This window comes from Bacillus sp. (in: firmicutes) (genome assembly GCA_017656295.1).
GTDB lineage: Bacteria > Bacillota > Bacilli > Bacillales > JACDOC01 > JACDOC01.
This window is the reverse complement of sequence record JACDOC010000013.1, coordinates 1-12,328: the sequence shown is the minus strand read 5'-3', so window position 1 is coordinate 12,328 and position 12,328 is coordinate 1. Positions and strand designations below refer to the sequence as shown.

Sequence of the window (12,328 nt, the reverse complement as noted above, 5' to 3'; positions counted from 1 at the left end):
TCATCCTCCTGTTCCTTTCCCCTTTTTTACTACGGCTTTTTTCGTTTGTTTTGGAAATTTTTTTTGGCATGACTCTCTGCTCCTTTCAAAATGCAAGCTCTATTCTAACCTATTGATTAAATCACATTGTTTTTTTAAAATGACGCTCTCGTCAAACTCCTTTACAGCTATTTCCCGGCTATTTTTGCCGAAAAGCTTTCGTTTTTCCTCGTTTTCTACTAGCTCATTTAGCTTTTCATATAGCTCTATATAATTCCCCTTTTCAAACAAGAAACCGTTAACTCCATGCTGAACCTCTTCACGGCATCCCCTAATATTGCTGGCTATAATAGGTTTTCCCATAGCCATTGCCTCAACGATCGAACGAGGAAGGCCCTCACGGTAGGAAGGCAACACAAAAATATCACTCAACGCCAATATTTCTGGAATGTCTTTTCGATAACCAACATTTAAAATGGAAGGATTCTCTAAAAATCTTTTTTCCAGCTCGATATTACTTTCCAGATCTCGTTCACTATTCGACACGCCTCCCACCATTAAGAGCTTGACATAGGTATGTTTTTCCTTTAATAATTGAAAACTGTCGATTAAATCAAAGATACCTTTTTCTTTTACAAATCTCCCAATAAACGTAATCACAACATCTTCCTTTTTAATGGAAAGATGTTTTTTTAACTCTTCGATCCTTTTGAAATTGATTCGTTCTGGGTTAAATGTAGTATGGATATCCACACCGTTTCCAAGATGGATCATTTTTGAAGGGGTTTTGAAGGAGTGAGAGATACTTAAATCATAGTCCTCTTTACTTTGCAGAAGAAGCCAGTCTGTAAAATATTTGGCGAAAAATTTTTCAAGCCAGTAATAAAACTTGTATTGAAAAAAACGCATCCCTTCGTGAAAATAATAACCGTGGGCAGTATAGATAACGGTTTTAATTCCTGCTAGCTTGGCAGCAATTCTACCTAACACCGCTGCAACCGGTGTATGCACATGGACCACATCATATTTTTCTTTCTTCATTAAGGAAACCAATCTGTAAATCGTCTTAACATTCGACCAAGGTTTTATTTTTCGTTCAACTGGCACTTCAATGACATACAGCCCTTGTTCCCTTAATTCTTTTATCTTTCCAGTATCTGAACATGCAATATGGACGATATGTCCTTCAGAAATCAATGCTAAAATGAGCGGTTTTAACAAATGTTCAACGGACATATCTACCGCGCAGAGCTGTAATATTTTCTTCATATTACAGCCTCCATAAATGAATATTTTTAGGACAGGTATCCTGATCCAGCACTCCTTTAATATCAATCAGGATGCCTTGTTGTTTTTTTAAAAGCTGAATAAAATCTTGCCAGTTTTTTTCAGTATATTCTTTATGAGGTACAGCTAAAATGACAGCATCGGATTTTTGCAAATCTTCCCATGGTGTTATGTGAAGATCATATTCTTGTTCAACTTCTTTTGGATCGGCCATCGGATCATTCACTTGAACTTCCATCCCGAACTGTTTGAGTTGATGAATGAGATCAATGACTTTTGTATTTCGAATGTCTGGTACGTTTTCTTTAAATGTTAAACCTAAAACTGTTACTCTCGATTCCTCAATTAGGTACCTGTTCTCAGCCATCATTTTAATTAAGGTTGTTGCAACAAATGTCCCCATATAATCGTTAATCTTTCTACCTGCTAAAATCACATCTGGTGAATAACCAAGGGATTCCGCTTTGTATGTGAGATAATAAGGATCAACTCCGATGCAGTGACCTCCTACTAAACCAGGTTTAAACGGTATGAAATTCCATTTTGTGCTAGCCGCTGAAAGAACTTCGTTTGTATCAATTTTTAATCGATTGAAAATGATGGCCAATTCATTCATCAAGGCGATGTTCAAATCTCTTTGGGTATTTTCAATGACTTTAGAAGCTTCTGCCACTTTAATAGAAGAAACAGGATATACTCCGGCGTCTACCACCGTGCTATACATCTCAGCAATTATTTTCAATGCCTGTTCATCCTGACCTGATACGACTTTGACAATGTTTTTAAATGTATGATCTTTGTCACCCGGATTGATCCGTTCTGGAGAATATCCGATTTTAAAATCTTCTCCCCCTTTTAAGCCTGATTGTTTTTCGAGAATAGGCAAACAAACTTCTTCTGTTGCTCCCGGATAAACCGTTGATTCATAAACAATGATACTTCCTTTTGACAGGTTTCTTCCTATCGTTTCAGATGCCTTTATTAATGGTGTTAAATCTGGTTTTTTTTCATTGTCAATCGGTGTTGGCACTGTGACGATAATAAAATCACATTCTTTTAGCTTTTTTTCGTTCGTGGTAAATTCAACAGAAGAATTCTTTAACTCTTCTGTTGAAACTTCACCTGTGTGATCAATGTATCGTTTTAGCTCTTCTATTCGCTTTGAATGAATATCGAACCCTATAACAGGGAAGAATTTTCCAAACTCTAACGCAACTGGAAGACCTACGTAACCGAGTCCGACAACCGCTACCTTTCTCTGGACTGAAGGAATCTTGTAATAAGATTTATACCATTCTACAAATTGTTCGATTCCCTTTTCAATTGGAGTCTCTGGTCTAAAACCGACATCCCGCATTAAATCATCGATATCCGCAAAAGTTTCCGGCACATCTCCAGCTTGGATCGGCAAAAAGTTTTTTTTCGCTTTTTTTCCTAATTTGTCTTCAAGAATTGAAATAAACTTCATTAATTCAACAGGCTGATTATTTCCGATATTGTACACTTTATAAGGAACTTTTTCTTCTGATGTTGTATCCCCTTTTTTAATGAGACGAAAAATCCCTTCAATGATGTCATCGATATACGTAAAATCTCGTTTCATTTTTCCATAGTTGTAAATATCGATTTCTCGTCCCTCTAAAATCGCTTTTGTAAATTTGAAAAGGGCCATATCCGGTCGTCCCCATGGTCCATAAACAGTAAAAAAGCGTAACCCTGTGGTCTTCAAGTTGTATAAATAACTATACGTATGAGCCATTAATTCATTTGCTTTTTTCGTTGCTGCATACAAACTGATCGGGTGATCCACACGATCTTGAACGGAGAATGGCATTTTTGTATTGGAACCGTAAACGGAGCTTGATGAGGCATAAATAAGGTGCTCAACGTTATGATTTCGGCAAGCTTCTAAAATATTCATAAAGCCGACAATATTGGAAGAAATGTAAGCTTCGGGGTTTTCTAAACTATAACGAACACCCGCCTGTGCCGCAAGATGAACAACAATTGGCATCCAGTGCTCGGAAAAAAGCTTTTTGATTGCTTCATTATCTTCTATTGAAGCTTCAAGAAAAATAAAATTTTCATTCTTTTGTAAAATAGCTAACCTTGAACGTTTTAAAGAAACATCATAATAATCATTAAGATTATCCAAACCAATCACTGTATAACCTTCTTTTAACAACCGATCGGCTAGATGAAAGCCTATAAAACCAGCACAACCTGTCACTAGTATTTTATTTGAACTAGACGTGGACATAGGCAAAAATCCCTTCTAATGATGTTAAGATAATACTGATATATGTGGACGTTTTAGAAGTGGTTCCTTTAGTGGGAAAAGATGGGCATGGAAAAACTCATATTGGATGAGGGCTGCCGATATGTCCTAATCGTTCAATAAGGTAATTTCCTATTAACATAATAGCTGGTATAGTGATGGTGATTCACGGTTTAGTATCTAACAAACACACCTTCATGTTTTGATTAGAGAAAAGGTTGAAATCACGGTTTCTATCATAAATAGGTACGAACGACTACTGTCACAAATAGCCTTATTTCAGTAATCCATTTTTGTCTTTCTATTGGACATGCGTCTATACAGAAAGAAGATTTCTTCATAAACTATGTGCAAAAGATCAAATAAAAATTCCCTCCATTATACGAACAAAGTACATCTCCTTTATTATAAGCCTCTTTTGATTTTTCCTCTTTTATCAGCAAAGAGGATGATTATTTTTTTGTGCCTAGCAGTTGTACCTAAGTAATAAAGAGCCACTCGTAAAATTCACCCATTAAAATAAATTACCCTAGCTGAAGTTGAAAACAAGCGAACCTGTTCACAAACAGTAATATCTATTTCATACCGCATTACTTAACAGTAAAACCTATTATCTAAAAACAGTACCCTGTTTTTACCAACATATTTAAATTTCCAATAATAGAAAACAAGGATATTAGTAATATCCTATTGTTATTTATTTAAAGGAAGTAACTGGAGGAATCAAAATTGAACAGTCACAATGGAAAAGGAGTATTCCAAATATATTATAATGAAAAATTTTTATTTTTTATCATGGATACATTACTCATCCTGCTCTCTACCATTTTTAGCGTACTAATTAGCTTTAATGATGTAATCCCAAAAATTCTTCTTCCCGATATACCGTTCATATTTTTAAGCCTTTGGCTTGTCCATCTTATTGTCTTCTATTTCTATAAAATCTACGAACGGATCTGGATTTACAGTGGTCCACGTGATTTTATTTCAATCATAAAAGGGACTATGATTGCCAATGCAGTTGCAGGTATCTTATATCTCCTTCTTTCTAGTTATCAGTTAATGGCCCCTATTCCTCTCAGCGTCTTCGTCATAAACTGGATGAGTATATCCATCGTCACGGTCGGTATTCGTTTTTTCATAAGGTTTTACCATGATATTACCCCGAACCGTCACTCCCCGAATAAGCGAGTTCTGATTATCGGAGCAGGTAATACAGGGAGTTTCGTTGTAAAATTGATTCGAAATTCACCAAATACTCCTATGGATCCGGTCGCGTTTATCGACGATGACCATTATAAACTCAATAAAAAGCTTTTTGACCTTCCGATTATCGGAACTAGAGAGGATATACCAAAAATTGTAAAAGAAATGAATATCCAAACAATTATTATTGCTATGCCTTCCGCTCCCAAGCAAGAAATTGCTGATATTATTAATATTTGTAAAGAAACAAAAGCAGAAATTAAACTTTTCCCTCACTTTAGTGAAATTCTTCAAGGTGAGATTTCCTTAAATATGATTCGAGACGTAAAGGTGGAAGACTTGTTAGGAAGAGAGCCCATCGAGATTGATTTGGAGGAAGTAGCCAGCTTTCTCACAAATAAAACCATTCTCATCACGGGTGCAGGAGGTTCCATCGGAAGTGAACTTTGCAGACAAATTGCCAGATTAAACCCTCAGAAAATGCTTTTACTTGGGGCCGGTGAAAATAGCATTTTTTCCATTGAAACTGAACTGAAGCACAAATATCCCTCTATTCAGTTTCATAGCCTTATTGCAAACATCCAAGATCCAGTAAGAATTGAAAGTATTTTTGCAACCTACAAACCACACGTCGTATTTCATGCCGCTGCTTATAAACACGTTCCATTAATGGAAAATAATCCGATAGAAGCCATCAAAAACAATGTATTTGGCACAAAGAATGTAGCTGAGAGCGCTCATCACCATAAAGCTGAACGATTTGTCCTTATTTCTACTGATAAGGCAGTGAATCCTAAGAGCATTATGGGAACTACCAAAAAAATTGCAGAAATATTGATTCAACAAATGAATGAAACGAGTGAGACGAAGTTCGCTGCTGTAAGGTTTGGAAATGTATTAGGCAGCAGGGGGAGTGTCATTCCTTTATTTAAGAAGCAAATTGCAGAAGGAGGTCCGGTAACTGTCACTCATCCCGAAATGGTTCGCTATTTTATGACGATACCCGAAGCCGTACAGCTTGTCATCCAAGGAGCTGCCATGGCAAATGGTGGAGAGATTTTTATCCTGGATATGGGGAAACCCGTCAATATTACGAAACTAGCAAACGATTTGATCCGATTGTCCGGCTTAGAACCTGGTAAAGATATTCCTATTAAATATACAGGAATACGTCCAGGGGAAAAATTAAGGGAAGAATTGTTCACTTCAGAAGAAAGCCGGTCGACCACAAAGCACAACCGTATTTACATCTCAAAACCGTTTTCTTATTCTCAAGAAGAGTTTTCCTCCATTCTATCCAAGCTAGAACAACTGACTTTCAATAACACGTTTCCAATATCCTCGCAAGAGTTTAAATCGCTTTTGTCAGACATTGTCCCCTTTTACTCCGAGTCTATTTATGAAGGAAATCGCCCGAACGTTTAAACTGTTTCTCCTATATAATAGACAGATCCATCTATGAATTTTTCATTGCCATATCTACCTCTAAACTATGTCAAAATCTTATCGCTAAATGAAGTGGAATCACTTTAAAGAATGAGATTTCTCTCCCTTTCAGACTATAAACGCGTTATCCTCATCTTATTGAAAAATGTCATCAGGTTAACCATTGGGGATAGCCAAATAATTAAGACAAAATAAAAAGCGTCGGTGATTAGAATGAAACGTTTATTTGACTTTACTATTTCCCTCTGTTTGTTAGTATTAACCCTTCCCCTTTTCATTCTTATTATGATACTAACGTTGTGTACAAGCGGTACACCGTTTTTTTTTACACAAACTCGCATTGGAAGGCATCAAAAACCATTTCAACTCATTAAGTTTCGTACGATGACAAACAAACAGGACGAAAATGGAAATCTTCTTCTTGAACAACATAGACTCACTAAAGTGGGAAAGTTTCTTCGCAAATTAAACTTAGATGAATTACCTCTATTCCTGAATGTCATTAAAGGAGATTTAAGTCTGGTAGGTCCCCATCCTCTATTAGCAAGATATTTGCCATACTTAACAAAACAGGAATTAAAACGATTTTCAATAAGGCCAGGGATTACCGGATTGGCTCAAATTTCAGGAGGGGATCAATTAAGTTGGGATAAGCGTCTTAAATTAGATATACAATACGTAAATGATCAATCTTTTGGGCTTGATATCAAAATTTTACTGAAAACGTTGGTTCAAGTTTTCAAACGAAAAACAGTCATTAACACTCCATTGGAAATAAGGCAGGGTTTAGATGAAGAAAGAAGAGCTCTTACGATTGATCCATCTTCATTTATTCAAATTAGACCATTAAAAATAACAGATAGTGAACGCGTCATGCTTATGATTGAAAGAGGCCTTCCTTCTTCTATTTTCCAATGTACGATCTATAGCTGCATCGGCTACAAATCTTATTTAGAAGCGTTATTAAGTATTTCTCCACTTTCTCCGGAACAAACAATGGTTCATTTTATCGGAGCATACAAGCAAGATGAATTGGTCGGTTTTTCAGAGTGGAGAATCGGAGAATGCAATCTTCATTTGAATAATCTTTATGTGAAACCTAGTATGAGAGGTTCTGGTGTCGGTAAAAAATTAATACAAGAGGGATTGAATTTGGCCCAAAAGCTTCATTTATCCTCAATAACACTTGATGTTTTTGAGTATAATCAAAGCGCGTTGTCCTGGTTCAAACGTTTAGGGTTTATATATGGAAAAACAACCTATTGGTATGTTGGAACGAATCCTGCTCCGTTCCCCGAAACAGACGTTTCCTATACAATCATCAACCATCCTGCTTCTAAAGCATCACATCGGATATACGATTTTTCAACATTGGAAATCAAAACTTCCCGACAAACATATCATGTCAGCCGACTAAATAAAACATACTTCAAGATTCACGATCCATCCGCTCTCGACGATCACTTCTTACTACAAGCTCTCTACTCGATCGATCCGGTTCGTTCACTATTAATGGTACTTCCCACTCCATTAGGTGAGAAGTTTTCATATTTAAAAATGCTGGATAAATCCGTTCGTATGACCCTTCATTTGCGAAATGAGTAAAACCCATCGTATGATTGTGAATTTGGAATCCTCATGATAATTCACTTTCGGAATGATTTGCACCATGAGTAAATATTTAACATAACCTATATAAATTTTATTTACGTTTAAAAGGGTCTTATGTTACCTATAAGCTCCAAAAATCGGTAAAGGATTGATGAAGAATACACGAAGAGTAACATGTGATGAAGTTGAATGTATTGCTGAAAGAGACGATTCATGGCAACAATGATTTATTGAATTTTTTAAATGGGGGGAGTATCATGAATTCCATTTATAGCGAGCAAGAACTTAGAGAAATGGGTCTTAAAAGTGTAGGGAAAAATACGAAAATTAGTAGAAAATGCAGTATTTATATGCCGGAAAAAATTTCGATTGGCGACAATACAAGGATTGATGATTTTTGCTGTTTAGTTGGCGGGGAAAAAGGAATAAATATAGGTTCGAATGTACACATCGCCCATTATTGTCTATTGGGAGGGACCGGCGGCATAACCATCAAAGATTTTGCAGGTGTTTCATCCAGAACGGCGTTATATAGTGCAACTGATGATTATTTAGGAAGCAGTTTAACTGGACCAACCATTCCTAAAAAATATTTAAATGTTACGAAAGGAGAAATCGTACTAAATAAACATGTTATTATTGGAACGAATTCTACGGTGTTGCCCAATGTCACGATTGGAGAAGGAAGCGCTGTAGGTGCACATAGTTTGGTAACAAAAAGTTTAGCACCCTGGGGTGTCTATGTAGGTGTACCTGTAAAAAGAATAAAAGACCGTAAAAAGGATTTACTGCTATTAGAAGAAGCGTTCTTAAAAGAAGTAGCTGAAGAACGGTTAAATGAAAAATGTTAATTTTCCATAAACAATCAAAAATCCTTTTTTAGGAGTTATGTTGATTTTTGTCTCACTTCAGCTGTAGCTAAAAGTGAGACAAATCAACATGATTCTTAAAACTGTCATAAACGATGGTTGATTTTTTATTTTTAAGGATATCTTATGTTTTTTATCTTTTGGCTATGTTATCTGTCATTATTGATTTTTAGCAAGTTGTTCACACGGCGGCGACTTCAGCGGGAACAACACGCCAGGCAAGACCCTTACTTGAGCGTAGCGAGGGAAGCGCGGCTTGCACCTTGCCCGCGGAAAGCGTCCGCCACAAGCGTAATTTATAAATATCAACAGTATCGTTTAACAGACAACCATGCCAATAAAAATTGGCACATCGATAAATGAAATAACAGCAAAAGTTATCCACAGTTATTTTAGGGTAGAGCCTATCTTTTAAATAAAAATTTCACTATTGGAATCCAGCTCTTATCCAAAAAAACCATCATTTGCACGATAAAATGTTCTTTTCCTCTACCTTCTATCCTAAAAATGGCTGATTGATGAAGGATAAATCTATATTATCTTATATGTTAAGTAGACTTCTCCCCTTGCCATCCCCTTTTTACCTTATGCATGATCTCAATAATCTCACGGTTGGTATCATCATTTCAGGTAGAACATTTATATAATCTTACGTTTCTTACGGATTACCTTTTTGAAGTCATAGTAATCGTATCGGTTGCCCAATTTTCGTAGACTTTTTTGCCTCAAAAAACCCTCTTGGACGCCCATTTTGTTACACGCTTACACAAGCATTTCTTTAAAAGAATATGAATATAGTAACCTTTCACATTCTAAATGAGGTGAGATTTTTGAATGACTACAGAAAAATATTGGTTCCACCAACTGCCTCTATAAATGAAACATTAAAAATCATTGATGTAGGTTCCTTGCAAATCGCCCTAGTTGTTGATGATCAGAATAAGTTGTTAGGAACTGTTACAGATGGGGATGTTAGGAGAGGTATTTTAAAAGGCATCTCTTTGGATCAGCCTGTACCTCTCGTGATGAATCCTGATCCTGTAACCGTTTCTCCTACGATGGATTCGAAACAAATATTGAACTTGATGAAAACAAAAAAGCTGCAGCACCTGCCTGTTGTAAATAAGGATGGCTGTGTAATCGGTTTAAAACATTTAAACACGATTATTCAACCTCCTAACAGAGATAATATCGTGGTTCTCATGGCAGGGGGACTTGGAACGAGGCTAAGGCCGTTAACAAACGATTGTCCTAAACCATTATTAAAAATTGGGAATAAACCTATTCTTGAAACGATTTTAGAGAGTTTAATTGAACATGGATTTAATCGGTTTTACCTTTCCGTTAATTATAAGTCTGAAATGATTGAGGACTATTTTAAGGATGGTTCAAACTGGGGGGTAGATATTCACTATATACATGAGGATCAAAGAATGGGAACAGCAGGTTCTTTAGGACTGATTCCAGAAAAGCCGGAGAAGCCTTTTCTTGTAATGAATGGAGACATTCTTACAAAAGTAAATTTTCAATATTTACTGGATTACCATGAAAAACATAAAGGACAGGCAACCTTATGTGTAAGAGAATATGATTTTCAAGTCCCTTATGGGGTGGTAAATGTTGATAAGCATCGTTTGCTGTCAATAGAGGAAAAACCAAAATACCGTTTTTTTGTTAGTGCGGGGATATATATTTTTGAACCAAGCGTATTAGAAATCATTCCGAAAAACAATTATTTTGATATGCCTGATCTATTTAGAAACTTACTTGAAAAAAAGAAAGATGTCTCCATTTTTCCAATTAGAGAATATTGGCTGGATATTGGAAGAATAGATGATTTTGAGCGGGCCAAAGGAGAATTTGATCAAGAATTCAGCTAGTATTGTAGACGAGAATTTGCATATGGAATTGACGAAATACAAGGACTTTCTGTGCTACAACAGGGTTTATGGTCATATGATGGAATAGGGAGGGGATTGAAATGGAGCTGAAGAACAAAAAAATTCTTGTCACTGGTGCGGATGGATTTATCGGTTCACATCTAACCGAAGAGTTAGTGAAAAGAGGGTTAGATGTTCGTGCTTTTGTCTATTATAATTCGTTTAACTCCTGGGGATGGCTTGATCATTCACCCGACGAAATAAAAAGCGAATTAGACGTATTCGCGGGCGATATACGAGATCCATATGGTGTAAAAAATGCTGCCAAGGGCTGCGATGTTGTTTTTCATTTAGCTTCACTAATTGCAATCCCTTATTCGTACCACTCCCCAGATACGTACATCGATACAAATATAAAGGGAACCTTAAATGTTCTGCAAGCTGCAAGAGAACTAGAAATTGAAAAAGTTGTCCACACCTCTACAAGTGAAGTATACGGAACAGCGATGTTTGTTCCAATTACCGAAGACCATCCTCTTCAAGGACAGTCTCCTTATTCTGCTTCAAAAATTGGAGCCGATCAAGTTGCCATCTCCTTTTATAAGTCCTTTAATACCCCTGTCTCCATTATTCGCCCCTTTAATACGTATGGTCCCAGACAATCTGCCAGAGCTGTCATTCCTACCATCATCACTCAAATTGCTAGCGGAAAAACCAATATCAAATTAGGTGCTTTACATCCTACTCGAGATTTTAATTATATAAAAGACACCGTACAAGGGTTTATCGCTGTAGCCGAGTCCGAGAAATCCATTGGGGAAGTTATTAATATAGGAAGTAATTATGAAATTTCAATTGGTGAGACGGCTGAGCTCATTGCTGAAGTGATGGGGAAAGAAATTGAAATTGAAACAGAACACATCCGCTTACGCCCTGAGAAAAGTGAGGTTGAACGCCTCTGGGCAGATAATTCCAAAGCGAAGAGACTGTTAGGGTGGAAACCTGCTTACGGAGGCCGGGATGGGTTGAAAAAAGGTTTAAAGGAGACAGCGGAATGGTTTAGTAACACCCAAAATTTAAAACACTATAAAGCGGATATGTATAACCAATAACTTACGGATTCTAATAGTCAACTACAACAGATAAAAATGATTTTTGTCTCATCACCATATTCTGTGATGTTCACACAATTCCGGCAATAAGTTAGCGAGATTGATACTCAATCTAGAGTAGCTCCTTCGTCAGCTTGCAGACCACTAAGTGGGTAGAATGGAAGAGGTCAAGCGCTTTCCTTGACGGCTTCCATTCTAGCCACTACAATGCGGAAAGCTGATGAAGGGCATGGTTAAGCAACCTGATTTTTATAAGTTTTACCTGTACATTCCAAAAATACACGTAGTCGAAATCTTTCAAGGTTTCTGAAGCCAAAAGCACGTCTTTTGATGTTCTTAATCTTATGGTTTGTACCTTCAATCCGGCCATTCGTAAAAGGTGTAAGAAAATATTGTAAAATTTGTGCCTTCCAATTTTCTATCGTCTTGGCAACTTGATGAAATGAAGGAAATGGGCTGCTCCATGCGAGTTGAATCCATTCTTCTAAGAGTGAATCAGCTGTATCATAGTCATTCACTTGGTATATTTCTCTAAAGAGTTCTTTTAGAAAATAGGCATATGACAATTCTGAATGCTCTTTGAGCATCTCGTCTAATTGTTGTTTTTCATTAGCCGTTAACTTTTCAGAACCTTTCAAGAGTTTAAACCGTAAGCAAACT

The 12,328-nt window shown here is 36.6% G+C and carries 7 protein-coding genes and 2 pseudogenes; 6 read left to right on the top strand and 3 right to left on the bottom strand.

Annotated elements, in window-relative coordinates:
* Positions 1-1,248 (bottom strand): annotated as a pseudogene (locus H0Z31_10865) (glycosyltransferase family 4 protein).
* 1,288 nt (positions 1,249-2,536) lie between these two features.
* Positions 2,537-3,526 (bottom strand): annotated as a pseudogene (locus tag H0Z31_10860) (NAD-dependent epimerase).
* Between the two features lie 780 nt (positions 3,527-4,306).
* Here H0Z31_10860 and H0Z31_10855 point away from each other — a divergent pair.
* The 6 genes from H0Z31_10855 (at position 4,307) to H0Z31_10830 (ending at position 11,668) form a co-directional block, all read left to right on the top strand.
* The gene (locus H0Z31_10855) at positions 4,307-6,175 is read left to right on the top strand and encodes a polysaccharide biosynthesis protein (GenBank protein ID MBO8177941.1); all 1,869 of its coding nucleotides are present in this window, start codon (positions 4,307-4,309) and stop codon (positions 6,173-6,175) included.
* Positions 6,176-6,409: 234 nt separating this feature from the next.
* Entirely contained in the window at positions 6,410-7,801 is a 1,392-nt protein-coding gene (locus H0Z31_10850; GenBank protein MBO8177940.1) for a GNAT family N-acetyltransferase, read from the top strand.
* Positions 7,802-8,064: 263 nt separating this feature from the next.
* Positions 8,065-8,658, top strand: a complete 594-nt coding sequence (locus H0Z31_10845; protein MBO8177939.1) for an acyltransferase — start codon at positions 8,065-8,067, stop codon at positions 8,656-8,658.
* Positions 8,659-8,802: 144 nt separating this feature from the next.
* Complete coding sequence (locus H0Z31_10840; GenBank protein ID MBO8177938.1) at positions 8,803-9,039, top strand: hypothetical protein; 237 nt, start codon at positions 8,803-8,805, stop codon at positions 9,037-9,039.
* 467 nt (positions 9,040-9,506) lie between these two features.
* The gene (locus tag H0Z31_10835; protein ID MBO8177937.1) at positions 9,507-10,556 is read left to right on the top strand and encodes a CBS domain-containing protein; all 1,050 of its coding nucleotides are present in this window, start codon (positions 9,507-9,509) and stop codon (positions 10,554-10,556) included.
* A 101-nt stretch (positions 10,557-10,657) separates the two neighbouring features.
* Positions 10,658-11,668 (top strand): SDR family NAD(P)-dependent oxidoreductase, encoded by a 1,011-nt coding sequence (locus H0Z31_10830; protein MBO8177936.1) that lies wholly within the window; start codon positions 10,658-10,660, stop codon positions 11,666-11,668.
* A gap of 233 nt (positions 11,669-11,901) precedes the next feature.
* On the opposite strand, the gene H0Z31_10825 is transcribed toward H0Z31_10830, so the two are convergent.
* On the bottom strand, positions 11,902-12,328 hold a 427-nt coding region (locus H0Z31_10825), incomplete at its 5' end, for a transposase (protein ID MBO8177935.1).

Excerpts from the sequence above, each read along its gene's own strand:
- H0Z31_10850 (MBO8177940.1), top strand. The coding sequence starts at position 6,410 with ATGAAACGTTTATTTGACTTTACTATTTCCCTCTGTTTGTTAGTATTA.
- H0Z31_10845 (MBO8177939.1), top strand. The coding sequence starts at position 8,065 with ATGAATTCCATTTATAGCGAGCAAGAACTTAGAGAAATGGGTCTTAAA.
- H0Z31_10840 (MBO8177938.1), top strand. The coding sequence starts at position 8,803 with ATGTTTTTTATCTTTTGGCTATGTTATCTGTCATTATTGATTTTTAGC.
- H0Z31_10830 (MBO8177936.1), top strand. The coding sequence starts at position 10,658 with ATGGAGCTGAAGAACAAAAAAATTCTTGTCACTGGTGCGGATGGATTT.